This window comes from Methylobacterium guangdongense (assembly GCF_038442355.1).
Classification (GTDB): Bacteria; Pseudomonadota; Alphaproteobacteria; order Rhizobiales; family Beijerinckiaceae; genus Methylobacterium; species Methylobacterium guangdongense.
The window spans coordinates 319,401-345,067 of record NZ_JBBXMX010000003.1; the positions used below are offsets into that span (position 1 = coordinate 319,401).

Consider the following 25,667-nt stretch of genomic DNA (forward strand, 5'->3'; position numbering starts at 1 on the left):
TGTTCTGCCACATCGTGAGCGGGCAGGGCATACAGACCGCTCAAACCAGACAGCAAAAATATAATCTGCGAGGAGGGAAGCGTATGTCCGAGATCGGCAAACCGATGGGAAGCGGCCGGTGGCTGCAACTCACCTTCGGCGTGATCTGCATGTGCATGATCGCCAACATGCAGTACGGCTGGACTTTCTTCGTGAACCCGATGCAGGAGCGTCACGGCTGGGATCGCGCCGCGATCCAAGTGGCGTTCACGCTGTTCGTCGTCACCGAGACGTGGCTGGTGCCGATCGAGGGCTGGTTCGTCGACAAGTACGGCCCGCGCATCGTCACCCTGTTCGGCGGCCTGCTCTGCGGCATCGCCTGGGTGATGAACTCGTACGCCGAGTCGCTCACCATGCTCTACGTGGCCGCCGCGATCGGCGGGACCGGGGCCGGGGCGGTCTACGGTACCTGCGTGGGCAACTCCCTGAAGTGGTTCCCGGATCGCCGCGGCCTTGCCGCCGGCATCACCGCGATGGGCTTCGGCGCGGGCTCGGCGCTTACCGTCGTGCCGATCCAGGCGATGATCAAGTCGCAGGGCTACGAGGCGGCGTTCTTCTACTTCGGCATCGGGCAGGGCGTCATCGTGATGCTGATCGCCCTGTTCCTGCGCTCCCCCGCCAAGGGTCAGGTTCCCGTGGTGGCGCGGGTCAGCCAGTCGAAGCGTGACTACAAGCCCGCCGAGATGGTCCGCACCCCGATCTTCTGGGTGATGTACGCGATGTTCGTGATGATGGCCGCGGGCGGCCTGATGGCCACCGCGCAGCTCGGCCCCATCGCCAAGGACTTCAAGATCGCCGACGTGCCGGTCTCGCTGCTGGGCATCACCCTGCCGGCTCTGACCTTCGCGGCGACCCTCGACCGCGTGCTCAACGGCGTGACGCGTCCGTTCTTCGGCTGGGTTTCGGACCATATCGGCCGCGAGAACACGATGTTCATCTCGTTCGCGATCGAAGGGCTCGGGATCTATGCCCTGAGCCAGCTCGGCCACAACCCGATCGCCTTCGTGCTGCTGACCGGCCTCGTGTTCTTCGCCTGGGGCGAGATCTACTCCCTGTTCCCGGCGACCTGCGGTGACACGTTCGGCTCGAAATACGCGGCGACGAATGCCGGCCTGCTCTACACCGCCAAGGGGACGGCGGCGCTGATCGTGCCCTACACCAGCGTGCTGACCACGATGACCGGAAGCTGGCACGCGGTGTTCCTGGCGGCGGCGGCCCTCAACATCTTCGCAGCCCTGCTGGCGCTGTTCGTCCTGAAGCCGATGCGGGCGGCCTACACCAAGAAGCCTGAGGCGAGCCTCGCCCCGGCGCTCGCCCAGTAGGCCCATCCGCACGCACGCAACGAGCCCGGCGCTTTACGGCGCCGGGCTTTTGCGCATACCCGGACCGTAAAGTTTGCGGAGACCGGGCATGGACAGGGACGAGCGCATCGCGCGTGGGAGCGTCGTTGCGGCGGCGCGGGAACTCGACGCGCAGGGCCTGAACCGCGGAACCTCGGGCAACGTCTCGGTGCGGTTTCGCGGTGGTCTGCTGATCACGCCCTCGGGCCTGCCCACCGCCCGGATGCGGCCCGAGGATGTCGTGCCCCTGGGGCTCGACGGCACCCACCCGCCGGATCAGAAGCCCTCGTCGGAATGGCGCTTCCACCGGGACATCCTCGCGTCCCGCTCGGATTGCGGCGCGGTCGTCCACGCACACCCGGTCTACTGCACCGCCTTTGCCCTGTGCCGGCAGGAGATCCCGGCGGTCCACTACATGATCGCGGCCTTCGGCGGACCGAGCGTGCGCTGTGCGCCCTACGCGCCCTACGGGACCGCCGAACTCTCGGAGCTGGCCCTGGCGGCGCTCACCGATCGCAACGTCTGCCTGCTGGCCAACCACGGCATGATCGCCGCCGGGGCGAGCCTGGAGAAGGCGCTGTGGCTCGCCGTCGAGCTGGAGACGCTCTGCCACCAATACGCCGTGGCGCTCCAAGTGGGCACGCCCACCGTGTTGTCCGATCACGAGATCGGCTCGACCGTGGAGCGCTTCCGCGGTTACGGGCTGAATGCCGCCGACGGCGAACCCCAATAGAATGCTTGGCTGATTCTAAGATTGCTCCGCCACGGGACACGACCGCGCCGCGTGGGAAGCAATCGAAGCTCATCCCACTTCTCAACCTCGTCCTGAGGTGACCGCGTCAGCGGACCTCGAAGGAGGATTCCAGGGATCGCAGAGGCTTCTGGAGGGCTCCGTCGAGGCCTGCGCTACGCTCCGGCACATCAGGATAAGGGGGTGGACTGGACCACCGCCCGTAGCCTTCCTGGTCTCGTGCCGTGGACGTACGGCAACGCGATGGGGCGTGGCTCTAACGGCCGAGGAATTGCCCGACGGCGAGCCCGGTCTCCCGGGCATAATCGGCGGCGGACACCTTCTTGCCACCCTCGGCCTTCACCTTCTGGATCTCGATCCGACCGCCCTGGGCGCAGACGCTGAATCCGTCGTCGTCGATGGCGATCACCTCGCCCGGCTTGCCCTTCACGTCGCCGAGGCGCCGGACCGGATGCAGGCAGGAATCGAAGATCTGCAGCTTCTGGCCATCCCGGGTCGTCCAGGCCCCGGGGGCGGGATTCGCCGCGCGGATCAGGTTGTAGATTTGCTCCGCATGGGCCGACCAGCGGATTTCGGCCTCCGCGGCGCGGAACCAGCCCTCGTAGGTCGCGGCATCCTCGTCCTGATCGATCTCCACATGCTGGCCGGCGACGACGAGGTCGGCCGCCTCCAGCATCGCGTCGACGCCCATCGGGAAGAGATTGTCGAAGTAGATCTCGCCGAGCGTCGCGGTCGGACCGATCGTGCAGGTCTTCTGAAGGATGACCGGGCCCTCGTCGAGGCCGTCGGTCGGCCGGAAGATCGTGAGGCCGGTTTGCTGTTCGCCCCGGGCGATCGGCCAGTTGATCGAGGACGGCCCGCGATACCGGGGCAGCAGGCTCGGATGATACTGGATCGTGCCGTGCTTCGGGATCGTCACGAAGCTCTGCGGCGCGAATTGCAGGACGTAGGCCATGATGCCGATATCGGCGTCGAGTCCGCGCATGGCCTCCTCGGCCTCGGGGCTCTTCAGGCTCGGGAACTGGAAGACCGGAAGCCCCTTCTCCTCCGCCGCGGTCTTCAGGACATCCGGCTTGGCGCCGGGCTTCTCAGGCGCGCAGAACACGCCCGCCACCGTGTCGCCCCGCTGAAGGAACGCCTCCAGGACGGCCTTCCCGAAATCCTGCTGACCGATGAAGGCGATGCGCATGCGATCTCCGAAAGCCTCGTCCCGCCCGCGCTGAGGGGCAGGGCTGGGGAACAGCGGGACGCCAAAGCCCGTTCCGTCGGGCACTGACATCGCCGCCGATCTCTTCGTTTGGCCGCGGGCGGCGAACCGCCCGCGTATCAGCTCACTCGGCCGCGATCTTCTGGATCGCCCCGATCGCCCCCGAGCTTGCGATCTCGCCGACCTCCGCCTCGGAATAGCCGAGCACGCTGCGGAGGATCTCCTCCGTGTGCTCGCCGAGCAGCGGCGACCGCTCCACCTCGCTCGGGCTCGCCGACAGCTTGATGGGGTTTCCGACCGTCAGATACTTGCCGCGGGTCGGATGATCGACCTCCACGATGGTGCCGGTCTTCCGCAGGGCCTCGTCCTCGGCGATCTCCTTCATCGACAGGATCGGGCCGCAGGGGATGTCGTGCTTGTTGAGCGTGTCCATCGCCTCGAACTTCGACACCTTCATCGTCCACGCCTCGATGCGCGTGAAGATCTCGTTGAGGTGGGGCAGGCGGGCCTTCGGGGTGGCGTAGTTCGGATCGGTCTTCCAGTCGGGCTCGCCGATGATGTCGCAGATCGGCTCCCAGACCGCCGCCTGGGTGATGACGTAGATGTAGGCGTTCGGATCCTGCTCCCAGCCCTTGCAGCGCAGGATACGGCCGGGCTGACCGCCGCCCGAATCGTTGCCCGCCCGCGGGGTCGCCTCGCCGAACGGGATGCCCTCGCCGAACTGGCTGTATTCCTTGAGCGGCCCATGCTCCAGGCGCTGCTGATCGCGCAGCTTCACCCGGCACAGGTTCAGCACGCCGTCCTGCATGGCGCAGTCGACCTTCTGGCCGAGGCCGCTGTGGGTGCGATGGAACAGGGCGGTGACGATGCCGAGCGCCAGATGCAGCCCGGTGCCGGAATCGCCGATCTGCGCGCCCGTCACCATCGGGATGCCGTCGCGGAAACCGGTGGTCGAGGCCGAGCCGCCCGCGCATTGCGCGACGTTCTCGTAGACCTTGCAATCCTCGTAGCGGCCGGGCCCGAAGCCCTTGACCGAGGCCAGGATCATCCGCGGGTTGACCTCGTGGATCTTCTCCCAGGTCAAGCCCATCCGGGCGAGGGCGCCGGGGGCGAAGTTCTCGACCAGGACGTCACACTCCTTGATAAGGCGCCAGAGCACCTCCTTGCCCTTCGGGTTCTTCGAATCGAGGGTGATCGAGCGCTTGTTGTGGTTCAGCATCGTGAAATAGAGGCTGTCCACATCCGGAATGTCCTGAAGCTGCTGGCGCGTGGCGTCGCCGGCCCCGGGCCGCTCCACCTTGATGACGTCGGCACCGAACCACGCGAGGAGCTGCGTGCAGGTCGGGCCGGATTGCACGTGGGTGAAGTCCAGGATGCGGACGCCTTCGAGGGCCTTGCTCATGATCGATCTCGGAGTTGGGGTCGGTCGTTGGGAGTGCGGAAGTCGGCTCGGGTAGACGGTGGGCGGATCGCCTAGGGCCGCTGGGCGCGGCGCCAGCGTACGGACCGGTTCGGTCCCATCCTCGAACACGTCATGTCTGCACTCCCTCCCAAAGCGCGGTCCCGTCGTCTTGCGAAACCGTCATGCGGACCTCGGTCAGGGTCCGATCGTCTGTATACCACATGCCATCCATTCGACGCGAGAGTCCTTTTGGCGGATGGCTGGGTGGCGGGTTACGCACCGTAAGCTGTCCGCGGGTCGCGCTCAACGCGTTGCGGTGCATGAAATTCCGGTCGCCGGCCGTCGCCCCTTGGCATCCAAGCGAATGCGGTTCATGATTTCGCCAAAATCGGCGGCCGGCCGGTCAGCCGAGGGACACAACGCTGAAGGAGGGACGCCCATGCTCGCCAGCACCAGCTTGATCAAATCCTCCTGGATCGCGGTCGATGTCGCCCGCGACAGGGCCGAGCGCGTGCTCGTGGTGGAGACCTATATCGCCGTGAGTCCGCTGGAGCCCAATTTCGATGCCGCTCAATACGAGCGCGTCCTGGGTTGCGTGCAGAAAGTGCTCAAGGCCCATCCGGAGATCGATCGCGCATCGATCCTGAGCATGCATCGCGGATCCGGCTGCACGGCCCTGTTCCGCGAGTCGGCGGCGGCTGCGGATCGGCCGGCGGCAGCTTAGCTCCAACTCAGGTCGCGTCCTCGCCCGGGCCGCCCGGCGTCTCCGGCGGGGTGAGGGCCACCCGCGCCGCGTGGAACCACCAGAGCGGGATATCGCGATTGGCCTTGGTCAACTCCGAGGCCCAGCCCTCCTTCGGCATGACGTCGGCCCGGTCGGCGAACAGGCGCAGGGCGCTCTCGGCGCGCTCCCGTCGGCAGCGCTCGCGGATCGCCTCCCGCTCCGCCGCGGCCCGGGCCTCGGTCTGCTCGATCAGCCGCTGGGTCGCCAGATCGTCCGCGTCAAACGCGAAATGCTGCCAGAAACTCTCAGACTCCCGCGCCACGTCCCGCTCGCGCTGCATCCGGGCAAGCGCCGCCTCGGCCGCCTGCTGCGCGGCCTCGGCCATTTCCGCCCGGTCGAGCAACCGGTTGTTGGCCGCCAGCAATTCCCGCTCGCGGTCCGGTGCCATCCGCTGCCGTCGGAGCACGCGCAATTCCTCGTCGGAGGCCGGTCGCTCGGCCGCATCCGCCAGCACCGGGGCCAGGGGCCCCGCCGTCAGGGCATCGACGCGGCGGAGGTAGCGCTCGCGCAAGCCCGGATGCTCCGCATCGAGGGTCGTGTCGTCCCAGGCGGGAAGATCGGGCTGGTCGCTCCGATCGCAGGCATACAGGGTGCGCGCGAGGGCGCTGCGCAGATCGTCCGGAAACGAAGCCGTGGCGTGTTCGTTCATGGACCCGCATTCGCGATGGACGATGGACACAACCTACAACGCGGGCGACCGCCGGAAGAGGCCATCGAAGGCTTGCGGACGTAAATTTTTGTTCGCTGCGTTATGCTTTTGCCCATGCACGCAGGCGTCGCGACGTCCATCCGTGATTGCACCGGGTTTTGTATGAAACCTGGCCATTCGACTCGACCGTGCGCTGCATCCGGAATACCTGACTAAACCTTCGATACGATGCGTCAGGTATATGAAGGTCCGAACGCCTGCTTAGGGCGAATACAGCGTTTCATGACATGACGGACAGGCAAATCCACGGTCTCGCCGACCCCCGAGACGGGCGGAAGACTCGCGACCGGTCGCTGAGGAATCCAGCCGCACGCGAGCTTGTGGCGCGCATCGCCGGCGCGCATTACACCGGAACTAGTATTCGCGACGCGTCGATTCACCCATGATCCATACGGGCTACAACCCGGCGCTCGTCGCCCTGTCGATCGGCCTCGCGGTCTTTGCATCCTACACGGCCCTCGACCTCGGGGCGCGCATCCGCAGGCCGTCTTCCGGCTCCCGCTGGCCGTGGGTCGCGGGGTCGGCACTGGCGATGGGCGGCGGCATCTGGTCGATGCACTTCGTGGGCATGCTGGCCTTCGACATGGGCATGGCCGCCGCCTACGACATCGGCTTGACCGCGCTCTCGCTCCTCATCGCCGTGGCGGTGACCGGGCTGGCCTTCACCTGGGTCGCCTACAGGGGCGAGGGCGCGACGGCGATCCTCGTGGCCGGGCCGCTCATGGGGCTCGGCGTGGCGGCGATGCACTATACCGGCATGGCGGCGCTGCAGGTTCCGGGCGATCTCGCCTACGATCCGACCATCGTTGCAGTCTCGGTCGCGATCGCCATCAGCGCGGCGACCGCCGCCCTCTGGCTCGCCTTCCGGGATCACGGCGTCGGGCGGAAGCTGATCGCCGCCGGGATCATGGGGCTCGCCGTCGCCGGAATGCACTACACCGGGATGGCGGCGGCGACCTTCACGGCGGAGATCGAGGGCGCCCCCCATGCCCATATCGCCATGCTGGCGCCGGGGCAGCAGAACCTCGCGCTCTACGTCGCCGGGGCGACGTTCTTCATCCTGTTCCTGGCGATGCTGGGCTCGTCCCTGGATCAGCAGCAGGTCCAGCGCGACCTCCTGGCCAGCGAGGCGCGGTTCCGGGCCGCGGTTCAGGCGGTCCGCGGCGTACTCTGGACCAACGATGCGACAGGTCGGATGATCGGCGAGCAACCCGGCTGGAGCGCCATGACCGGGCAGGCCTTCGAGGACTATCAAGGCTATGGCTGGGCCAAGGTGGTCCACCCGGAGGATGCCCAGGCGACGGTCGATGCCTGGAACGAGACCGTCCGGCACCGACGCACCTTCATCCACGAGCACCGGGTGCGCACGGTCGACGGCCTGTGGCGCCATTTCGCGATCCGCGCCATCCCGGTGCTGAACGAGCGGGGCGATATCCGCGAATGGGTCGGCGTGCACACGGACATCACCGAGCAGCGGGAGGCCGAAGCCGAGCTGCGAGAGTCCAACGAGGAAATCCAGCGCTACGCCTACATCGTCAGCCACGACCTGCGGGCGCCGCTCGTCAACGTCATGGGCTTCACCAGCGAGCTGGAGGCGACGCGCCTCGACATGCGGGCGGCGCTCGGCGGGCACCCGCAGGCGGAGCGGATCGACGCGGATTTCAATGAAGCGCTGGGCTTCATCAAGGCCGCCGTGAACCGCATGGAGGGTCTGATCGCCGCGATCCTGAAGCTGTCCCGCGAGGGACGGCGTCAGTTCCGGCCGGAACGTCTCGATATGACGGCCCTGCTCCAGAGCCTTGCGGATGCCCATCGGCACCAGGCCGAGGCGGCGCGCGCCATCGTGACCATCGCGCCCGACCTGCCCGCGATCGTGGCCGACCGCCTCGCCATCGAGCAGATTTTCAGCAACCTGATCGACAACGCCATCAAGTATCTCGATCCGTCCCGGCCCGGGCAAATTGCCGTCACGGCCCGTTCGGCCGGACCGCGGGGCATCTGCTTCTCGGTCAGCGACAACGGCCGGGGCATCGCCGAGCGGGATCACGCCCGGGTGTTCGAGCTGTTCCGGCGGTCCGGGACGCAGGATCGGCCCGGCGAAGGCATCGGCCTCGCCCATGTGAAGGCGCTGGTGCGGAGCTTCGGAGGCCGGATCGAGATGCGTTCGCAACTTGGCGAGGGCACGACCTTCGACGTGACCTTGCCGCGCGGCGCGTCTACAGCTGTCCGCCAGGACCCTGAACCGGCGCCGCTTGCCGCCGCTTGAGCGTGGAGCGACCCGTGCATCCCGTCAGCATCGTGATGATCGAGGACGACGAGGGACACGCCCGGCTCATCGAGCGCAACATCCGGCGCGCCGGCGTCAACAACGACATCGTGCCGTTCCAGGACGGGACCTCGGCGCTCACCTATCTGCTCGGTCCGGACGGCTCCGGCGAGGCCAGCGCCCGACGCCATCTTCTGATCCTGCTGGATCTCAACCTGCCCGACATGACCGGGCTCGACATCCTCGAAAAGGTGAAGGCCAACCCGCACACGCGGCGCTCCCCGGTGGTGGTGCTCACCACGACCGACGACAGCCGCGAGATCCAGCGCTGCTACGATCTCGGCGCGAACGTCTACATCACGAAGCCGGTGAACTACGAGGGCTTCGCCAACGCGATCCGCCAGCTCGGGCTGTTCTTCTCCGTCATGGAGGTTCCCCAGAACCCATGAGCGCGGAGCAGGCCGGCGCGGACGGCGCCACTCCGGCGGCGCGGATCCTCTACATCGACGACGATCCGGGCCTCGGCCGTCTGGTCCAACGCTCGCTGGAGGCGCGCGGCTACACGGTGGAGCTGTGCGCCGGCGGCACCGAGGGGCTGGCTCGGCTGGCACGGGGCGGGATCGACGCGGTGGCACTCGACCATCACATGCCCGGCCAGACGGGCCTCGACCTGCTGCCGGAGATCCGGGCACTGCCGCACGCGCCGCCGGTGATCTACGTCACCGGCTCGGAGGATTCGCGCGTCGCCGTGGCCGCCCTGAAGGCCGGCGCGGTCGATTACGTCTGGAAGGACGTGCAGGGCCAGTTCCGCGAGTTGCTCGGCGAGGCCGTCGACACCGCGCTCCGGCAGGAGGCTTTGCGCCGCGATAAGGAGCGGGCCGAGGCCGAGATGCGCGAGGCCCGGGACCGGGCCGAGCTGCTGCTGCGCGAGGTGAACCACCGCGTCGCCAATTCCCTGGCCCTGGTAGCGGCCCTGGCGCACATGCAGCGCAACGCCGTGACCGACCCGGCCGCCAAGGCGGCGCTCGACGAGATGCAGGCGCGCATCTCGGCGATCGCCGGCATCCACCGCCGGCTCTACACCTCCGACGACGTCGAGTCCGTCGCGCTGGACGCCTATCTCGGCAGCCTGATCGAGGAATTGCAGGCCGCCATGCGGGCGAGCGGGCGGGACCACGCGATCCGGCTCTACGCCGAGCCGGTGCATCTCACCCCCGACAAGGCGGTCTCGGTCGGCGTCGTGGTGACCGAGCTCGTGACCAACGCGTACAAGTACGCCTACCCACCGGGCACGTCCGGCGAGATCCGGGTCGCGGTGGACCGGGACGGCACCGACATGGTGCGTCTCGCGGTCGAGGATGACGGGATCGGCTGGACCGGGGAGGGGGCGATCCGCGGCACCGGCCTCGGGTCCCGCATCGTGCGCGCCATGGCGACGAATCTGCGGTCTGCGCTGTCCTATGTTCCGGGCACGAACGGCACCCGAGCGGTGCTGGCGTTCCGCGCGTAGATCACGATTCAGCCGTCCGCCCGGGCGGCGATGCGCTCCAGGGCGGCGAGCATCGGCTGGAGCTCCGCTTCCCCAAGCTGGTGAAAACCCAGCGCCCGCCCGATGAACAGCCCCAGGATCGCGAAGAACAGCACGGATCCCTCGCCCGGACACGGGCCCTCGATCCGACTGAGGCGGCCGAGCTGATCGGCCACGAACGCCCGGTAATCCTTCAACGCCTCCGACGAATCGAGCGACGCCAGAAGCAGCGCGCGGGACGATTCATCGTCCGCGCAGTAATGCCCGCGTACATGCGCGACCATGGCTTTCGGGAGTTGCGACGGTCCGGGCGGGATCTCGACCGCGCAGGCGGCGATCTCCTCCCGGAGTTGGGCCAGTTCCCGGGCGACCAGCGCGGCGATCAGCGCGTCCTTCGAGGCGTAGTGATGCAGGACGCCGCCCTTGCTCAAGCCGGCCTCGGCCGCGACGGCGTCGATGGTCAGCGCCCGCGCACCGCCCTTCAGGAGGACTGAGGCTGCCGCGTCGAGGATGATCTCCGGTCGGTCCGCCAGTCGCTTGCGCTTACCCTGCATCTGCCACCTGTCTTAAAAACCGACTGGACGGTATGTAACGAATCGACTAGGAACACGCCACAGCGTGTTCACGAGCCCGGCCCGGGTGGTCGACTGCATGACCCTCTTCATCGACGGCGCCGCCATCCGGCTCCTCCTTGCGATAAGCGCGTTCGGCGCCGTTGGGTCCGCCCAGGCGCAGCCCGCAACCAACGCCGATCAGTCGCAGGCGCGCGTCCGGATCGTCGAGGCCCACCGCACGCCGATCACTTCCGAGGCGGTGCTGACCGGCGATATCCAGCCTCAGGCGCAGGTCAACGTGGCGTTCCGCACGAACGGCAAAGTCGCGGAGCGGCGGGTCGAGGTCGGCGATCATGTCGAGGCCGATCAGGTTCTGGCCGTGCTGGAGCCTCTGACCCAGCAGGCAAATCTGGATAACGCCAAGGCGGCCCTCGCCTCGGCCGAGGCGCTGCTGACGCAGGCCAAGATGGCGTTCGAGCGTCAGAAGCAGCTCCTGGCCGGCGGCTTCACGACGCGCTCGACCTACGACAATGCCGAGCAGGAGCTGCGCACGACCCAGGCGGCGGTCGACTCGGCGCGGGCCGCCCTCGGCACCGCGCAGGAGCAGTTCTCGTACACCGAGCTGCGTGCCGGCGTCGCCGGGATCGTCACCAGCCGCAGTTTCGAGGTCGGGCAGGTGGTGCAATCGGGCCAGACCGTTCTGGTGCTGGCGCAGGACGGGCCGCGGGACGCGGTGTTCAACGTCTACGAATCGCTCCTCGCCCAGCAGCTGGCCGACGGCACGGTCGCGGTGGCGCTGCAATCCGATCCGACCGTGACGGCGACCGGAACGGTGCGTGAGGTCTCTCCGACCGTCGACGCCAAGAGCGGGACGGTGCGGGTCAAGATCGGGCTCGGGGCGACGCCGCCCGCCATGGGACTCGGCGCCGTCGTGGTCGGGCGCGGACGGTTCGCCCCGCGCGAGTCGGTCGTGCTGCCCTGGTCGGCGCTCTATCGCTACGACGGCCGTCCCGCCGTGTGGGTCTACGATCCGGCGAAGCGGACGGTCTTGGTCCGCGCCGTCGAGATCGACCGCTACGGTCCGGATATCATCGCGTTGAAGCGCGGCGTCGAGCCGGGCGAACGCGTGGTGGTGGCCGGCATCCAGTTCCTGCGGCCGGGTCAGAGCGTGGCTGCCATAGAGATCGCAGGACAGCGATGAGCGCGCGCACCATCCTCGTGGTCGGGGCCCTCGTCGTGCTGGGCGGCTGCACCGATCACGGCGATACGGCCAAGGCCGAGGTTCCCGTCCGGCCCGTGCTGACCCAGGTCGCCCAGCCGAACGACACGATCACCCTCGGCCCCTTCGCGGGGACGATCGAGCCCCGCTACCAAGCCCAGCTCGGCTTCCAGATCCCCGGCCGGATGGTAGCGCGCGACGTCACGGTCGGCGACATCGTCAAGAAGGGTCAGCGCCTGGCCGCCCTCGACACCATCGTCAGCCGCTTCGACCTGACCCGCGCCGAGGCCGACCTCGCCGACGCCCGCGCCCAGGCCGAGAACGCGGAGGCCGCCGAGGCGCGGACGCGCCGGCTCATGTCCGGCAACAGCGTCTCGCAGGCCACCCTCGATCAGGCGGTCGCCCGGCGCGACACCGCGCGGGCCCGGGTCGATCAGGCGATGGCGAGCCTGCAGAAGGCCCGGGACCAGATGGGCTATACCGAGCTCAAGGCCGAGTTCGACGGCGTGGTTACGCAGCGCCTCGCCGAGATCGGACAGGTTCTGAGCGCCGGACAGGGTGTGGTCACGGTGGCGCGGCCGGACGTGCGCGAAGCCGTGGTCGATATCCCGGAGGCCTTTGCCGGCGCCCTGCCGCCGGACGGCCGGTTCACCGTCGCTCTCCAGAGCGCGCCCGAACTGACCACGACCGGACGGGTGCGGGAGATCGCGCCGCTCGCAGAAGCCGGCACGCGTTCCAGGCGGATCCGCATCACGCTGGACGATCCCGGCCCCGCCTTCCGATTGGGCGCGACCATCGACGTGGCGCTCGCCAGCAAGGTCCGCCGCCGTTTCCTGCTGCCACCCTCGGCGGTGCTGGAGGAAAGCGGCCGGCACGCCGTCTGGGTGGTGACGCCGGACGGCAAGTCGGTGACGCGGCGCGACGTGACGGTGGCGGCGGTGCGCGATCCGGCGGATCGGGGTCGCATCGCCGTGCTCGACGGCTTGCAGGCCGGCGACCGGGTGGTGGTCGCGGGCGTCCACTCGCTCAAGGACGGCCAGCCGGTGCGGCTGACGGACGACGCCGTCTGATCGGGCGGCACGGGGTATCGCGTGAAAAGCTTCAATCTCTCCGATTGGGCGCTCGGGCACCGCTCGTTCGTCTGGTTCCTGATGGCGGTCGCGCTCATCGCGGGTGTGATGGCCTATAGCCGCCTCGGCCGCGAGGAGGATCCGCCCTTCACCATCAAGACCATGGTGGTGCAGACCACGTGGCCGGGCGCCACCATCAAGGAGACCCTCGATCAGGTCACCGACCGGGTCGAGAAGGAGCTGCAGCAGCTCAACGGACTGGATTACGTCCGCAGCTACACCACGCCGGGTGCATCCACGGTGTTCGTGCAGTTCCGCGACACGCTGAAGAAGAACGAGATCCAGCCGGCCTTCTATCAGGTCCGCAAGCGCCTGGGCGACATCAAGGGGCAGTTCCCCGAGGGCGTGCAGGGGCCGTTCTTCAACGACGAATTCGGCGACGTCTACGGCAACATCTACGCCTTCACGGCGGACGGCCTGACCTACCGGCAGCTGCGCGACTACGTGGAGGGCGTGCGCACCGAGGTGCTGCGCGTCCCCGATATCGGCAAGACGCAGCTGATCGGCACCCAGGCCGAGACGATCTTCCTCGATTTTTCCACCCGAAAGCTCGCGGGCTACGGCATCGACTTCTCGGCCCTGATCAAGGCGCTCCAGGCGCAGAACGCGGTGTCGGCCTCCGGCGTGGTCCAGGCCGGCCCCGAGCGGATTTCACTCCGGGTCAGCGGCTCCTTCGCGTCGGAGGCCGCTCTCCGGGATTTTAATCTGCGGGTGAACGATCGCTTCTTCCGCCTCGCCGACATCGCCGAGATCAGCCGCGGCTACGAGGATCCGCCCACCGCCCTGTTCCGGGTGGACGGCAAGCCCGCGATCGGGCTCGCCATCGCCATGCGGCCCGGCGCCAACCTGCTCCATTTCGGCGAGGCGCTGAAGGAGCGGATGCGGCTGATCGAGGCCAAGCTCCCGGTCGGCGTTGGCGTCCACCTCGTGTCGGACCAGCCCAAACAGGTCGAGCACGCGGTCGGCGGCTTCACCGAGGCCCTGGTCGAGGCGATCGTCATCGTGCTGGCGGTGAGCTTCGTGAGCCTCGGGGTGCGGGCCGGGCTCGTGGTCTCGGTCTCGATCCCCTTGGTCCTGGCGATCGTGTTCGTGGTCATGCAGATCATGGACGTGACGCTGCAGCGCATCTCGCTCGGCGCGCTGATCATCGCGCTCGGCCTCCTGGTCGACGACGCCATGATCACCGTCGAGATGATGGTGGCGCGGCTGGAGAGGGGCGACACGCTCCGGAAGGCCGCGACCTTCGCCTACACCTCCACGGCCTTCCCGATGCTGACCGGGACGCTGGTCACGGTGGCGGGCTTCCTGCCGATCGGCTTCAACGGCTCGGGGGCGGGCGAGTACACCTACTCGCTGTTCGTGGTGCTGGCCGCCTCGCTGCTGGTGTCCTGGGTGGTCGCGGTCCTGTTCGCGCCGCTCATCGGCGTGACGCTGCTGCCCAAGACCATGAAGCACCACAGCGAGAAGGATGGGCTGTTCACGCGTCTGTTCGCGGCGGCCTTGCGCGTCGCGATGCGTTGGCACTGGACCACGGTCGTCCTCTGCCTCGCCGTGATGGCACTCGCCATCGTCGGCATGGGACACGTGCAGCAGCAGTTCTTCCCGTCCTCCGACCGCTCCGAGGTGCTGGTCGATCTGACCCTGCCGCAGAACGCCACGATCGCCGAGACGAAGGCGCAGATGGACCGATTCGAGGCGACGTTGAAGGACGATGCCGACGTGACGAGCTGGTCGTCCTATGTCGGGCAGGGGGCGGTGCGCTTCTACCTGCCCCTCGATCAGCAATTGTCGAACGCGTTCTTCGGGCAGATCGTGATCGTCACGAAGTCGCTCGAGGTCCGCGACCGCGTGATGGTCCGCCTTCAGGACATGGCCCGGCGCGACTTTGTCGGCACCGACGTGCTGGTGCAGCCCTTGAGCCTCGGGCCGCCCGTGGGACGGCCGGTCCAGTACCGCCTCAGCGGCCCCGACATGGAGACGGTACGCCGCCTCGCCCTCGACCTCGCCAACGTGGTCGCCACGGACACCCGCCTCGACGTGCCGACCTTCGACTGGAACGAGCCCGGCAAGGTCCTGCGGATCGAAATCCTGCAGGACAAGGCGCGGCAGCTCGGCGTATCGAGCCAGGATGTCGCCGGCATCCTCAACGGCATCGAGGGCGGGCAATCGATCACACAGGTGCGCGACTCGATCTACCTCGTGAATGTCGTCGGCCGGGCGCGCGCGGCCGAGCGCTCCTCGCTCGACACCCTGCAATCGCTGCAGGTCGGGCTGTCCAACGGATCGGTCGTGCCGCTCCTCGCCTTCGCACGGGTCGGATACGACCTCGAACAGCCGATCGTCTGGCGCCGGGATCGGCTGCCCACCGTGACGGTGCGCGCCACGATTCGCGATACGACGCAGCCCGCCACCATCGTGGCCAACCTCCAGCCCGGCATCGATGCCTTCATCAAGACGCTGCCGGAGGGCTACACCCTCGCGACCGGCGGCGCCGTCGAGGAATCCGCCAAGGGGCAGGGGCCGATCGCGGCGGTCGTGCCGGTGATGCTGCTCACGATGGCCCTGCTGCTGATGGTCCAGCTCCAGAGCGTCGGGCGCATGCTGCTCGTCTTCACCGTGGCGCCCCTCGGCCTGATCGGCGTGGTGCCGGCGCTGCTGCTGTTCGACAAGCCGATGGGCTTCGTTGCCATCCTGGGGATCTTGGCCCTGATCGGCATCATCATCCGCAACGCCGTGATCCTGGTGAGCCAGATCGAGGAGTTCCGCGACGAGGGCATGGCGCCGTGGGACGCCGTGTATGAGGCGACCCATCACCGGATGCGGCCGATCCTGCTGACGGCGGCGGCGGCGAGCCTCGGCCTGATCCCGATCGCCCGCGAGGTGTTCTGGGGGCCGATGGCCTACGCGATGATCGGCGGCATCCTGGCCGCGACGATCCTGACGCTGCTGTTCCTGCCCGCCCTCTATGTCGGCTGCTATCGCATCCGACCGACGACCGGGACCCCGGCCGGTGCGGCCTAGCGGGACCTCGGTCGCCGCTTAACGTGAACGCGTTTTCGCAAGCTCGGACGAGCTGATCGGCAACCAATCGTCGCGCCGCGCATAGGGTCGGATCGAACGAGGAGTCCGATCCGCATGAACGCGTTCATCGCCGTGGTCCTGGTCTGCGCCAACGGCTTGGCCCAGGAAGCCTGCACGGACGACCAAGCCCTTGAAGTCCGCAAGGTCCGCGTCGCCAACGAACTCGGCTGCGCCACCGGCTGGCAGGAGATCATCGCCCGCACCGAGCGCCGCGACGAGATCGGCAAGAGCGCCTACCTCAAGACCGAGTGCCGCCGGGTGAAGGAGCCGCAGTGACGGCCGCTACTTCTCGTACTTGATGTAGGCGAAGCGCGGATCGGTCGGGGTACCTTCGAGCCCCTGGCCCTCCAGGCCGGGCTGCCAGGACACGACCTCCTCGATCTTCTTCGCGAGGGCGAAGTCCTTGTCGGTGATGCCCTTGGCGGCGTGGTTCATCAGCCGCACCTCGACCCAGGCATAGGAAGCCGTCAGGTCGGGATGGTGCCATGCGGCCTCGGCGAGGTGGCCCACGGTGTTGATTACCATGAGCGTGCTCTTCCAGCTCGACGTCTTGTAGGTGCGGCGGATCCACCCGTCCTCGAGCCGCCACGCCGGCAGTTCCGCCTTCAGCCGCGCCTCCACGGTCGCGTCGTCCAGCACGCCCTCACGCCGCTCGCTCATATCCTGCCTCCCCAATCGATCCCCGGGTCAGGGTGCCGCCGCGCCGCTCCCGGCGCAAGCCCGGGCCGCACGGTGGACGCGACGGCGTACGAGCCCTATGACCATTTTCCAATGGCGCCGGCATAAGTCCGCACTCCAGTCTGCCACGCCTGAAGACTGCAAAAGACGATGGGAGAAGGCGTGATGCTGTCACGGCGCGCGATGCTCGCCGGGGGCCTGCTGGGCGGCCTCGGCCTTCGGGCGGCGCGGGCCGCCGACACGCCGGTCGTCCGCCTCGGGAGCCTGCCCTTCGGCACCTCGACCTGGGAGGCTGCGGTGATCAAGGCCCGCGGCCTGGATACGGCCAACGGCTTCGAGCTCGACGCCGTCAAGCTCGCCGGGAACGACGCCGCGCGGATCAGCTTCATCGGCGGGCAGGTCGACACGATCGTCGGCGATCTGCTCTGGGCGGCGCGCCTCGGCAATGACGGGCAGGCGGTCCGCTTCATCCCGTATTCCACCTCGGAGGGCGCCGTGATGGTGCCGGCCGACAGCCCGATCAAGAGCCTGAACGATCTCGACGGCAAGCGCTTCGGCGTGGCCGGCGGCCCCCTGGACAAGAACTGGCTGCTCCTCAAGGCGCAGGCCAAGGATGTCGCCGGCATCGATCTGGAGCGCGCCGCCGAGATCGCCTACGGCGCACCGCCGCTCATCACCCTGAAGCTGGAGCAGGGCGCGCTCGACGCGGCGCTCACCTATTGGACCTACTGCGCGCGGCTCGAAGCCAAGAAATTCCGCCGCCTCATCGGGGCCGAGGACATCATGCACGCCCTCGGAGTCCCCGGGGACGTGGCGCTGATCGGCTATCTTTTCCAGGACGCCACCGTGAAGGAGAAGCCGGAGGCGGTCGCGGGCTTCTACCGCGCATCCCGCGCCGCCAAGGACATGCTGGCCCAGGACCCATCCGCCTGGGAGATCGTGCGCCCGCTGATGGCTGCAGAGGACGCGGCGACGTTCGAGGCGCTGAAGCGCGATTTTCTGGCCGGGATCCCGCGCCGCCCCGTGGCGGAGGAGCGCGCCGACGCGGAAAAGCTCTACGCCGTGATGGCGCGGCTCGGCGGTTCGCGGCTCGTCGGCAAGGGCAGCAGCCTGCCGCCCGATCTCTATTACGACAACAGCCGCAATGGCTGAGGCCTCCGCCCCCCGGGGATTGATGGAGCATCGCGGGATCGCCGGATTCGCATGGGCGCGCTGACCCGGATCGCGTCCCTGGCGGTGCTCATCGGCGCGTGGCAGGCGGCCGCGCTTGAAGCGCATTCACGCCTGCTGCCGGCGCCGCTCGCGGTGCTGAGCTTCATCATGCAGGAGGCGGCGCGCGGCGATCTCGCCCACAATGTCGGCATCACCCTGCTGCGGGTGGCGATCTCCTTCGCCATCGCGATGGTGCTCGGCGTCGCCCTTGGCGTGGCCCTCGGCCGCTCGAAGGCCGCCGACCTGACCCTCGACACGCCGCTCCTCGTGCTCCTCAACACGCCGGCCCTGGTGATCACGGTCCTGGCCTATGTCTGGGTCGGGCTGACCGAGACGGCCGCCATCCTGGCGGTGGTGCTCAACAAGCTGCCCAACGTCGCGGTGATCGTGCGCGAGGGCGCCCGCAACCTCGATCCCGGCCTCGACGAGATGGCCCGCGCCTACCGGCTCGATCGCTGGACCTGGGCCCGCGACGTCCTGGTCCCGCAGCTCCAGCCCTACATGGTGACCGCGGCGCGCTCGGGGCTGTCGCTCGCCTGGAAGATCGTCCTCGTCGTCGAGTTGCTCGGCCGGCCGGACGGTGTCGGCTTTGCGATCAACTACTACTTCGTCCAGAGCACCGATGTGGCCGCGATCATCGGCTACAGCCTCGTCTTCATGGCCGTGATGATCGGCATCGATGTCCTCCTCTTGCAGCGGCTCGAAGCCTATGTCCGCCGCTGGCGCTGAACCCGTCCTGCAGGTCGCGATCGACTCGAAATGGTATCGTCCCCCCCGGGCCGAACCCGTTGAGGCGGTCCGCAACCTCGCCTTCGACATCGCGGCGGGCGAGATCGTCTGCCTGATCGGCCCCTCGGGCGCCGGCAAGACCACGACGCTGCGCATCCTCCTGGGGCTCGACATCGCCTTCGAGGGCCGCGTCGCCGGGGCCGAGCAGGCCGGCATCGTGTTCCAGGAGCCGCGGTTGCTGCCCTGGCGCAGCGTCGAGCACAACGTGCGGCTGGGCCTGCCCCGGGCGCGGCGGGGTCGGGACCTCAACGCTCTGTTCGCGCGGCTTGGGCTGACCCCGTGGCGCCAGAGCTATCCGAAGGCGCTCTCGCTGGGCATGCAGCGGCGCGTGGCGCTGGCCCGGGCGCTGGCCGACGGGCCGCGTGTGCTGGTGCTCGACGAGCCCTTCGTCTCCCTCGACGATGCCGCCGCCGCCGAGTTGCGCGGCCTCGTCGTCGATACGGTCGATCGCGCCGGCATGAGCGTCCTGATGGTCACCCACAACGTCGCCGAGGCGATCGGGATCGCGGACCGCCTGCTCCTCGTCTCGCGCCGTCCGGCGAGCCTGATCGCCGATGTGCCGCTGGACCGGCCGCGCCACGCCCGCGACCGGGCCTGGGCGGAGGCGACCCGGGCGACGCTCGCGGCGCGCCACCCGGAGATCATCGCGCTTTAGGGGGTGCGCGCCTCAATTCGCCTTGGCGTCGACATCCAGCCGATCGAGCACGAGGGCCGGCGAGCGCGCCGCGCCGAGGTCGATGAAACCGATCCCGGCGGGTTCCTTTGACTTGGCGTGCAGCACGAGCTTACCGGGCTTCATCACGAATTGGCCCATCGCGGCGCCGATCGCCTTGGCGGCAGGGCCGTTGCCGAGGATGATCGGGACACCGAGCAGGCTCGCGGTGACGTATTCCTTGCGCAGCTCATCCGGCTTCAGGCTGAGATCCTTCGCCTGGGCGGACAGGAAGCGCTCGAACAGGCCGGCATTCTCCACCGTGAGATCGAGGCTCTTCGCGCTGCCGGTGAACATGAGCAGCGTTGCGGCCGGGAGAGTGCCGGACAGAAGCTCCGGTCCGATCCCGCCCATCGTTCCGGACAGGCGGACGGTGCCGATGTCGCGACCCGAGATCGTAATGTTGCGCACGGTCAGATCGCGCGCCTTCGCGTCGGCGGCCGCGTCTGCCACCACGTCGAGGTCGACGGTGCGATAGCCATAGGCGGGGAGCATTCCGACGATCGGCTGCCCGGCCAGAAGATCGGCCGGCAGGCTCAGGCCCGACAGCGTGAGGCGGCTGCTGCTCGGCACGCCGTCGCTGGGCGGACCAAAGGTGAGGGAAGCCTCCCGCAGGGCGACCCGCCGTTCCGGCGGCGGCGTGATTGTGACCGCGAGGGGGTCGCCGGTCCTGGGCTCGGCCGCCTTCGGATCGGCGGGCTTGGCGGCACCCGGCCGCACCGTCTCGGGAGTCACCCCGCGGACCGGAGCGCGACCCTCGCGGGCGGGCGGGCGTTCGGAAACGGCCTCCGGCGGGAGCGTGACGGTCAGATCGGTCAGGGTCAGGTTGCCGATCTGCGGCGTGAGGCGGCGCATCTCGGCGTCGGAGAAGCCGCTCCCGGCCGCCGGCTCCGCGGCGATGCCCTGCAGGGCCGCGACCGTGGGGGCGAGCGATGCGCCGGTCAGGGTCAGGCGACCGAGCTGCGTGCGCACGTCGCCCCGCGACAAGGACAGCTTTTCCAGCCGGGTACCGGCCTCCGGCCCGGTGGACGCGTAGGCGACCCGCTGGATCTCGAACAGCAGAGGCCCCTTCGGATCGGCATCGCTGACGCTGAGCCCCTGCAGCTCCAGGCTTCCGATGGTCGTCGCGTCGATCAGGTCCGCCGCGGCGGCCGCGACGGCGCGGCGATCGCTTCCCTCCTGGAATCCGCCGGCCACGATGGCGAAGGCTCCGTTCCAGCCATCCGGGATCTGCCGGCCGCCGAGGTCATGCCCGTTCAGGCCGGCGATTTTCACGGTCGTGCCGCGCGCATCCGCGTAGGTTACGTCGGAGACCTGGATCGTCCCATAGACCCGCTGGACCGGCCCCTTGCCGTCTCCGGGCACGGTGTAGAGGCGGCTGAGCGCCGCGAGGTCGAGATCCGTCGCCCGCACCTGCCCGTAGGTCCCCGAGCCGCGGTTCGGGCCCGAGACCGCGCTGACGGTCGCGCCTGCGGCCGTCAGCTCGCCAACCCGTCCGGCCCGCACATCCCGGGCGATGACGTCGCGATAGGTCACGGTCTGGCGATTCTCGCCCGGCCCGGCGCTCTCGGAAGTCAGGAAGGGGACCGTGAGGCTGCCGGCATCGAGCCGGGCCAGCCGCTCGCTCCACGGGACCGCCGAATCCGGGCGCAGGATCGCGGCGAGGTCGTCCTTCGAGAGCCGCGTCCCGCTCGCCGTCAGCTTCGGCGCCTTGAGCAGCGTGCCGCCCAGCGGCAGGACCACGTCGGTGACCGTCACGTCCTGAACGGCGGCTGCGCCCTCCTGCGCGGCGAGCGGCATAGGGAGGGTGACCAGCCCGAGCAACGCCGCCATCTTGGCCGCCGCCAGGGTCGACCGGAGGCGGGATCGGGCCTTCGGAGAGATCATGACAGGGTCCGGACCAGAGCGTTCACGCGATCCGGTAGGCCTGCCGCGTTTTGTCGGGCGAGGCAATCACGCCCGCCATGCCACACGTCCACGCCCGGACGGGTGTCGTAAGCCGGCAACGGCCGACGCATGAGACGAAGGACGGGCTTCGCTTAAAGCGAGAACGACGTGCCGCAGCCGCAGGAGGCCGTGGCGAGCGGATTCTCGATCTTGAAAGACTGGCCGATCAGGTCGTTCACGAAATCAATGGTCGAGCCGCTCATGTATTCCAGCGAGACCGGGTCGACCACCACGGTGGCGCCGTCGCGCTCGATCGCGACGTCCTGCGCCTCGCGGCTCCGGACGATGTCGAAGGCGTAGGAGAAGCCCGAGCAGCCGCCGCCGTTGACGCTGATCCGCAGCGACGAGCCGGCGGGCTCCGCAACCATGATCTCGTTGATGCGCTTGGCCGCGCGGTCGGTCAGGGTGATGTCAGCCATCGGTCTCAAGGCCACGCATTCGTTCGGTGGACGCCGCCGCCGGACTGTTGTCCCGGGCGTCATGACCGACAAGATATGGATCCTGGGCCCGCGCCGCAACGCGCGGGATGAGGAGCGGTCATGACCCGTATGCGTGCGACAATGGACGGACCCCGTGCGGCCTAACGGCGAGCGCTGGCGCGCGCCCTACGCCACCGATCCGGCCCGGACCCGGGGTCGCCTCATCCCCGAGGCCGGCTCACCGACCCGCAGCGACTTCCAGCGCGACCGGGACCGCATCATCCACTCGACGGCGTTCCGTCGGCTGAAGCACAAGACGCAGGTCTTCGTGCATCACGAGGGCGACCATTACCGGACGCGGCTGACCCACACCCTGGAGGTCAGCCAGATCGGCCGGGCGCTGGCGCGGGCGCTGGGACTCGACGAGGACCTCGCGGAGGCCTTGGCGCTGAGCCACGACCTCGGCCACACCTGCTTCGGCCATACCGGCGAGGACGCGCTGGATGCCTGCATGGCCGCCCATGGCGGCTTCGACCACAACGCGCAGGCGCTGCGGATCGTGACGCGCCTCGAGCGGCGCTACGCCGGGTTCGACGGGCTCAACCTGGCCTGGGAGACCCTGGAGGGGCTGGTCAAGCACAACGGTCCGCTGGTCGACGCGGAAGGCCGGCCCACGCCGCGCTACGCCGAGCGGGGCATCCCCGCCGCGATTCTGGAATACGACACGCTGAACCCGCTCGATCTGTGGAGCCAGGCCGGTCCGGAGGCGCAGGCGGCCTCGCTGGCCGACGATATCGCGTATGCGGCCCATGATTTGGATGACGGCCTGCGCGCCGGGCTGTTCGAGATCCCCGAGCTGCGCGACGTTCCGTTCCTGGCCGGACTGCTGGACGAGATCGACCGGCTTCACCCGGGCCTGGAGCCCTCGCGCAAGATCCACGAGCTGGCGCGGCGCGTGATCACGCGCTTCGTGGAGGACGTGATCCGCGAGGGGGGCCGCCGGATCGCCGCTCTGGACCCGCGCAGCGTCGACGATATCCGCGGGGCGCCTCATCCGGTCATCGCGTTCTCGCCGGAGATCCTGGCCGCCGACGCCGACATCATGCGCTTCCTGTGGGGGCGGATGTACCGGCATCCGGGCGTCGTGGCGGTGCGCAAGAAGGCCGACGCCATCGTCCGCGACCTGTTCACCGCCTTCACGGCGGACCCGTCGCGCATGCCCGAGGAGTGGAGCGCCGGCCTCGACGGCGCTTCGACGGCACGGATCGCCCGCCGGGCCGCCGACTACATCGCCGGCATGACCGATACCTACGCGGTGCTGGCCCATCGCAAGCTCTACGCCGTCACGCCGGATCTGCACTGGGAGTTGCCGAGCCGGGGCTTGCCTCTGGCCGAGCCCTGAGCGCACCGGGACGCGGCCGGGCGGCCATCAGGCCCTCCCGCCGCGTCCGCCGTCATTGAGCGACGGGCCGTGATCAGCAGCCGCAGCCGTATCCGTATCCGCCGTAGGTGACCGGGTAGCCATACCCGTAGCCATAGCCAGTGTAGCCCGCCGGGTAACCGTAGCCGTAGCCGCCATACCCGTAGCCACCGTAGAGGCTGCCCGCGGCCAGTCCGAGCCCGAGGCCGAGACCCGCACCCGCCAGACCGTATCCGAGGCCGCGGCCATAGCCGTAACCGTAGCTCCGGCCGTAGCCGTAACCGTAGCGGTTGCCGTAGAAGCCGCCGCGATAGCCATATCCGCCGCGGTAGCCGTAGCCTCCCGCGCGAAAACCGCCATAGCCGCCGCCGTAATGTCCGCCGTGGAACCCGCCGCCCCGGAAGCCGCGCGCTTCCGCGCCCGGCGCTGCGAGGATGAGGGCACACAGCGCCGAGCCGGCGATCGTCAAGGTCTTCATCGGTGTCTCCGCGATCCGGGGATTCGTGACCGGTGCGAACGACACCGTCTTCAATCGGACGAAACAAGTCGCTCTCGCCCGCCTCGGTAGTCACCGCAGGGGAGAGGCGGGCGCGGTTCCGCCGGCGCGCCGGGCGGCAACCGCGCCGTGACACCCTCCCGCCCCCTTGCTAGACGGCCGGGGCGGACGCAGCCCGATCCAGCCGGGCGGCAGGTTCCCCGCCAGCGAGACCGAGACGATGAACATATTCGCCCTGTTCGAGGTGCGCGTACGCGAGGCCGTGGAGGCGCTGACCCGCGCCGGCCAGCTGCCGGAGGGGCTGGATCTCGGCCGTGTGGTCGTCGAGCCGCCGCGCGATCCGTCCCACGGCGATCTCGCCACAAACGCCGCGCTGGTGCTCGCCAAGGAGGCGCGGACCAACCCGAAGGCCCTGGGCGAGGCGCTGGCCGCGGAGTTGCGGACCGACCCGCGGATTCGAGAGGTGAGCATCGCCGGCCCCGGCTTCATCAACCTGCGGCTCGATCCTGAGATCTTCCATGCCGTGCTGCGCAGCGCGCTCAGCGCGCCGGAGGCGTTCGGCCGGGCGCAGATGCCGGGCGGTCCGATCAACGTCGAGTACGTCTCGGCCAACCCCACCGGGCCGATGCATGTCGGCCACGGCCGCGGCGCGGTGTTCGGCGATGCCCTGTGCAACCTGCTGGTCGCCGCCGGCCGGACGGTGACCCGGGAATACTACATCAACGACGCCGGTGCGCAGGTCGACGTGCTGGCCCGCTCGGCCTTCCAGCGCTACCGCGAGGCGCTGGGCGAGTCCTTCGCGATCGGAGAGGGCCTGTACCCGGGCGACTACCTGAAGCCCGTAGGCGCCAAGCTCGCGGCGGACCACGGGCGCGCCCTTCTCGACCAGCCTGAGCCGGAGTGGCTGCCGGTGGTGCGCGAGACCGCGCTTGCCATGATGATGGCCATGATCCGCGCCGACCTGGAAGCGATCGGCATCCGCCACGACGTGTTCTTCTCCGAGAAGACGCTGCAGGAGAGCGGCGCCGTGAAGGCGCTGCTTCAGGAGTTGCGCGAGCGCGGTCTGGTCTACGAGGGCCGCCTGCCGCCGCCGAAGGGCCAGCTCCCGGAGGACTGGGAGGACCGCGAGCAGACGCTGTTCCGCACGAAGGAGTTCGGCGACGACAGCGACCGGCCGCTGCTGAAGTCCGACGGGTCCTACACCTACTTCGCCTCCGACATCGCGTATCACCGGGCGAAGTATCTCGCGGGCGCGACCGAGCTGATCGACGTGCTCGGGGCCGACCATGGCGGCTACGTGAAGCGCATGCAGGCCGCCGTCAAAGCCGTGAGCGACGGCAAGGCGACGCTCGACGTCAAGCTCTGCCAGCTCGTGCGGCTGTTGCGCGCAGGCGAGCCCGTGAAGATGTCTAAGCGCGCCGGCGAGTTCGTCACCCTGCGCGACGTCATCGACGAGGTCGGTCGCGACGCGATCCGCTTCATGATGCTCTATCGCAAGAACGACGCGACGCTGGATTTCGACCTCGCCAAGGTGGTCGAGCAGACGAAGGACAATCCGGTTTTTTACGTGCAGTACGCCCATGCCCGGGTGCGCTCGGTCCAGCGGCAAGCGCGGGAGGCCTTTCCGCAGGCCGACCTGTCGCCGGCAATGCTGGTCGCGGAGGCGGATCTCGGCCTGCTCACCGATCCGGGCGAAGCCGAGATGATGCGGCTCATCGCCCAATACCCACGCGTGATCGAATCAGCCGCGGCGGCCCACGAGCCGCATCGGATCGCGTTCCACCTTTATGAAACCGCTTCTGCGCTGCATAGTTTCTGGAACAAGGGCAAAGACTTGCCGCAATTACGGTTTGTTAATGCAACCGATCGAAAGTCGACCTGGGCCCGGCTTGCGCTCGCCGAATCACTTCGGAGCACGCTCGCGGCGGGCCTCGCGGTACTTGGTGTGACCGCGCCGGACGAGATGCGATAGGGCCGCTCACGG

General features: G+C 68.8%; 23 protein-coding genes. 15 read left to right on the forward strand and 8 right to left on the reverse strand.

Features of this window, described 5'->3' with window-relative positions:
* The first annotated feature begins 83 nt into the window (after positions 1-83).
* Both oxlT and AAHG09_RS08585 read left to right on the forward strand, forming a co-directional pair.
* The gene (gene oxlT, locus AAHG09_RS08580; RefSeq protein WP_342106647.1) at positions 84-1,361 is read left to right on the forward strand and encodes an oxalate/formate MFS antiporter; all 1,278 of its coding nucleotides are present in this window, start codon (positions 84-86) and stop codon (positions 1,359-1,361) included.
* Positions 1,362-1,449: 88 nt separating this feature from the next.
* Positions 1,450-2,112: a class II aldolase/adducin family protein gene (locus AAHG09_RS08585; RefSeq protein WP_342106648.1), complete on the forward strand. Its 663-nt coding sequence runs from the start codon at positions 1,450-1,452 to the stop codon at positions 2,110-2,112.
* 274 nt (positions 2,113-2,386) lie between these two features.
* Here AAHG09_RS08585 and AAHG09_RS08590 read toward each other — a convergent pair whose 3' ends face one another.
* Both AAHG09_RS08590 and frc read right to left on the reverse strand, forming a co-directional pair.
* On the reverse strand, positions 2,387-3,319 hold the full coding sequence (locus AAHG09_RS08590) for a methionyl-tRNA formyltransferase (protein WP_342106649.1): 933 nt from the start codon (positions 3,317-3,319) through the stop codon (positions 2,387-2,389).
* Between the two features lie 142 nt (positions 3,320-3,461).
* Positions 3,462-4,739 carry a formyl-CoA transferase gene (frc, locus tag AAHG09_RS08595; protein ID WP_342106651.1) on the reverse strand — a complete coding sequence of 426 codons (1,278 nt, stop codon included), beginning with the start codon at positions 4,737-4,739 and terminating at the stop codon, positions 3,462-3,464.
* Positions 4,740-5,178: 439 nt separating this feature from the next.
* On the opposite strand from frc, the gene AAHG09_RS08600 reads away from it, so the two are divergent.
* On the forward strand, positions 5,179-5,463 hold the full coding sequence (locus tag AAHG09_RS08600) for a hypothetical protein (protein WP_342106652.1): 285 nt from the start codon (positions 5,179-5,181) through the stop codon (positions 5,461-5,463).
* Positions 5,464-5,470: 7 nt separating this feature from the next.
* Here AAHG09_RS08600 and AAHG09_RS08605 read toward each other — a convergent pair whose 3' ends face one another.
* Positions 5,471-6,172, reverse strand: coding sequence for a hypothetical protein (locus AAHG09_RS08605; RefSeq protein WP_342106653.1), 702 nt, complete (start codon positions 6,170-6,172; stop codon positions 5,471-5,473).
* A gap of 442 nt (positions 6,173-6,614) precedes the next feature.
* On the opposite strand from AAHG09_RS08605, the gene AAHG09_RS08610 reads away from it, so the two are divergent.
* The 3 genes from AAHG09_RS08610 to AAHG09_RS08620 are packed head-to-tail and all read left to right on the forward strand — an operon-like array spanning position 6,615 to position 10,008.
* Positions 6,615-8,498 (forward strand): MHYT domain-containing protein, encoded by a 1,884-nt coding sequence (locus AAHG09_RS08610; RefSeq protein WP_342106654.1) that lies wholly within the window; start codon positions 6,615-6,617, stop codon positions 8,496-8,498.
* Positions 8,499-8,533: 35 nt separating this feature from the next.
* Positions 8,534-8,947 (forward strand): response regulator, encoded by a 414-nt coding sequence (locus AAHG09_RS08615; RefSeq protein WP_342106825.1) that lies wholly within the window; start codon positions 8,534-8,536, stop codon positions 8,945-8,947.
* Positions 8,944-10,008 (forward strand): response regulator, encoded by a 1,065-nt coding sequence (locus tag AAHG09_RS08620; protein WP_342106655.1) that lies wholly within the window; start codon positions 8,944-8,946, stop codon positions 10,006-10,008. The genes AAHG09_RS08615 and AAHG09_RS08620 overlap by 4 nt, the downstream gene beginning before the upstream one ends.
* Positions 10,009-10,016: 8 nt before the next feature.
* On the opposite strand, the gene AAHG09_RS08625 is transcribed toward AAHG09_RS08620, so the two are convergent.
* Positions 10,017-10,580 carry a TetR/AcrR family transcriptional regulator gene (locus AAHG09_RS08625; protein WP_342106656.1) on the reverse strand — a complete coding sequence of 188 codons (564 nt, stop codon included), beginning with the start codon at positions 10,578-10,580 and terminating at the stop codon, positions 10,017-10,019.
* A gap of 97 nt (positions 10,581-10,677) precedes the next feature.
* On the opposite strand from AAHG09_RS08625, the gene AAHG09_RS08630 reads away from it, so the two are divergent.
* From AAHG09_RS08630 to AAHG09_RS08645, 4 genes are all read left to right on the forward strand, one after another.
* Positions 10,678-11,781 (forward strand): efflux RND transporter periplasmic adaptor subunit, encoded by a 1,104-nt coding sequence (locus tag AAHG09_RS08630; RefSeq protein ID WP_342106826.1) that lies wholly within the window; start codon positions 10,678-10,680, stop codon positions 11,779-11,781.
* Positions 11,778-12,869 (forward strand): efflux RND transporter periplasmic adaptor subunit, encoded by a 1,092-nt coding sequence (locus AAHG09_RS08635; protein WP_342106657.1) that lies wholly within the window; start codon positions 11,778-11,780, stop codon positions 12,867-12,869. The genes AAHG09_RS08630 and AAHG09_RS08635 overlap by 4 nt, the downstream gene beginning before the upstream one ends.
* Positions 12,870-12,890: 21 nt before the next feature.
* On the forward strand, positions 12,891-15,950 hold the full coding sequence (locus AAHG09_RS08640) for an efflux RND transporter permease subunit (RefSeq protein WP_342106658.1): 3,060 nt from the start codon (positions 12,891-12,893) through the stop codon (positions 15,948-15,950).
* A gap of 114 nt (positions 15,951-16,064) precedes the next feature.
* A complete protein-coding gene (locus AAHG09_RS08645) occupies positions 16,065-16,286 on the forward strand; it encodes a hypothetical protein (RefSeq protein WP_342106659.1) in 222 nt (73 codons plus the stop codon).
* Between the two features lie 6 nt (positions 16,287-16,292).
* On the opposite strand, the gene AAHG09_RS08650 is transcribed toward AAHG09_RS08645, so the two are convergent.
* On the reverse strand, positions 16,293-16,670 hold the full coding sequence (locus AAHG09_RS08650) for a 4a-hydroxytetrahydrobiopterin dehydratase (RefSeq protein WP_342106660.1): 378 nt from the start codon (positions 16,668-16,670) through the stop codon (positions 16,293-16,295).
* Between the two features lie 183 nt (positions 16,671-16,853).
* Here AAHG09_RS08650 and AAHG09_RS08655 point away from each other — a divergent pair, with 183 nt between their 5' ends.
* The 3 genes from AAHG09_RS08655 to AAHG09_RS08665 are packed head-to-tail and all read left to right on the forward strand — an operon-like array spanning position 16,854 to position 19,344.
* A complete protein-coding gene (locus AAHG09_RS08655; RefSeq protein WP_342106661.1) occupies positions 16,854-17,840 on the forward strand; it encodes an ABC transporter substrate-binding protein in 987 nt (328 codons plus the stop codon).
* Positions 17,841-17,891: 51 nt separating this feature from the next.
* Positions 17,892-18,629: an ABC transporter permease gene (locus AAHG09_RS08660; RefSeq protein ID WP_342106662.1), complete on the forward strand. Its 738-nt coding sequence runs from the start codon at positions 17,892-17,894 to the stop codon at positions 18,627-18,629.
* On the forward strand, positions 18,610-19,344 hold the full coding sequence (locus AAHG09_RS08665) for an ABC transporter ATP-binding protein (RefSeq protein WP_342106663.1): 735 nt from the start codon (positions 18,610-18,612) through the stop codon (positions 19,342-19,344). The genes AAHG09_RS08660 and AAHG09_RS08665 overlap by 20 nt, the downstream gene beginning before the upstream one ends.
* A 12-nt stretch (positions 19,345-19,356) precedes the next feature.
* Here AAHG09_RS08665 and AAHG09_RS08670 read toward each other — a convergent pair whose 3' ends face one another.
* Both AAHG09_RS08670 and AAHG09_RS08675 read right to left on the reverse strand, forming a co-directional pair.
* Positions 19,357-21,288: a hypothetical protein gene (locus AAHG09_RS08670; RefSeq protein ID WP_342106664.1), complete on the reverse strand. Its 1,932-nt coding sequence runs from the start codon at positions 21,286-21,288 to the stop codon at positions 19,357-19,359.
* A 152-nt stretch (positions 21,289-21,440) separates the two neighbouring features.
* The gene (locus AAHG09_RS08675; protein WP_243997868.1) at positions 21,441-21,767 is read right to left on the reverse strand and encodes a HesB/IscA family protein; all 327 of its coding nucleotides are present in this window, start codon (positions 21,765-21,767) and stop codon (positions 21,441-21,443) included.
* A 154-nt stretch (positions 21,768-21,921) separates the two neighbouring features.
* Between AAHG09_RS08675 and AAHG09_RS08680 the strand changes: the two genes are divergently transcribed.
* Positions 21,922-23,169, forward strand: a complete 1,248-nt coding sequence (locus tag AAHG09_RS08680; RefSeq protein WP_342106665.1) for a deoxyguanosinetriphosphate triphosphohydrolase — start codon at positions 21,922-21,924, stop codon at positions 23,167-23,169.
* Between the two features lie 73 nt (positions 23,170-23,242).
* On the opposite strand, the gene AAHG09_RS08685 is transcribed toward AAHG09_RS08680, so the two are convergent.
* Positions 23,243-23,665: a hypothetical protein gene (locus AAHG09_RS08685; protein ID WP_342106666.1), complete on the reverse strand. Its 423-nt coding sequence runs from the start codon at positions 23,663-23,665 to the stop codon at positions 23,243-23,245.
* Between the two features lie 238 nt (positions 23,666-23,903).
* Here AAHG09_RS08685 and argS point away from each other — a divergent pair, with 238 nt between their 5' ends.
* Positions 23,904-25,655, forward strand: coding sequence for an arginine--tRNA ligase (gene argS / locus AAHG09_RS08690; protein ID WP_342106667.1), 1,752 nt, complete (start codon positions 23,904-23,906; stop codon positions 25,653-25,655).
* Positions 25,656-25,667: the final 12 nt, after the last annotated feature.

Excerpts from the sequence above, each read along its gene's own strand:
- oxlT (WP_342106647.1), top strand. The coding sequence starts at position 84 with ATGTCCGAGATCGGCAAACCGATGGGAAGCGGCCGGTGGCTGCAACTC.
- AAHG09_RS08585 (WP_342106648.1), top strand. The coding sequence starts at position 1,450 with ATGGACAGGGACGAGCGCATCGCGCGTGGGAGCGTCGTTGCGGCGGCG.
- AAHG09_RS08590 (WP_342106649.1), bottom strand. The coding sequence starts at position 3,319 with ATGCGCATCGCCTTCATCGGTCAGCAGGATTTCGGGAAGGCCGTCCTG.
- frc (WP_342106651.1), bottom strand. The coding sequence starts at position 4,739 with ATGAGCAAGGCCCTCGAAGGCGTCCGCATCCTGGACTTCACCCACGTG.
- AAHG09_RS08600 (WP_342106652.1), top strand. The coding sequence starts at position 5,179 with ATGCTCGCCAGCACCAGCTTGATCAAATCCTCCTGGATCGCGGTCGAT.
- AAHG09_RS08605 (WP_342106653.1), bottom strand. The coding sequence starts at position 6,172 with ATGAACGAACACGCCACGGCTTCGTTTCCGGACGATCTGCGCAGCGCC.
- AAHG09_RS08610 (WP_342106654.1), top strand. The coding sequence starts at position 6,615 with ATGATCCATACGGGCTACAACCCGGCGCTCGTCGCCCTGTCGATCGGC.
- AAHG09_RS08615 (WP_342106825.1), top strand. The coding sequence starts at position 8,534 with ATGATCGAGGACGACGAGGGACACGCCCGGCTCATCGAGCGCAACATC.
- AAHG09_RS08620 (WP_342106655.1), top strand. The coding sequence starts at position 8,944 with ATGAGCGCGGAGCAGGCCGGCGCGGACGGCGCCACTCCGGCGGCGCGG.
- AAHG09_RS08625 (WP_342106656.1), bottom strand. The coding sequence starts at position 10,580 with ATGCAGGGTAAGCGCAAGCGACTGGCGGACCGACCGGAGATCATCCTC.
- AAHG09_RS08630 (WP_342106826.1), top strand. The coding sequence starts at position 10,678 with ATGACCCTCTTCATCGACGGCGCCGCCATCCGGCTCCTCCTTGCGATA.
- AAHG09_RS08635 (WP_342106657.1), top strand. The coding sequence starts at position 11,778 with ATGAGCGCGCGCACCATCCTCGTGGTCGGGGCCCTCGTCGTGCTGGGC.
- AAHG09_RS08645 (WP_342106659.1), top strand. The coding sequence starts at position 16,065 with ATGAACGCGTTCATCGCCGTGGTCCTGGTCTGCGCCAACGGCTTGGCC.
- AAHG09_RS08650 (WP_342106660.1), bottom strand. The coding sequence starts at position 16,670 with ATGAGCGAGCGGCGTGAGGGCGTGCTGGACGACGCGACCGTGGAGGCG.
- AAHG09_RS08655 (WP_342106661.1), top strand. The coding sequence starts at position 16,854 with ATGCTGTCACGGCGCGCGATGCTCGCCGGGGGCCTGCTGGGCGGCCTC.
- AAHG09_RS08660 (WP_342106662.1), top strand. The coding sequence starts at position 17,892 with ATGGGCGCGCTGACCCGGATCGCGTCCCTGGCGGTGCTCATCGGCGCG.
- AAHG09_RS08665 (WP_342106663.1), top strand. The coding sequence starts at position 18,610 with ATGTCCGCCGCTGGCGCTGAACCCGTCCTGCAGGTCGCGATCGACTCG.
- AAHG09_RS08670 (WP_342106664.1), bottom strand. The coding sequence starts at position 21,288 with ATGATCTCTCCGAAGGCCCGATCCCGCCTCCGGTCGACCCTGGCGGCG.
- AAHG09_RS08675 (WP_243997868.1), bottom strand. The coding sequence starts at position 21,767 with ATGGCTGACATCACCCTGACCGACCGCGCGGCCAAGCGCATCAACGAG.
- AAHG09_RS08685 (WP_342106666.1), bottom strand. The coding sequence starts at position 23,665 with ATGAAGACCTTGACGATCGCCGGCTCGGCGCTGTGTGCCCTCATCCTC.
- argS (WP_342106667.1), top strand. The coding sequence starts at position 23,904 with ATGAACATATTCGCCCTGTTCGAGGTGCGCGTACGCGAGGCCGTGGAG.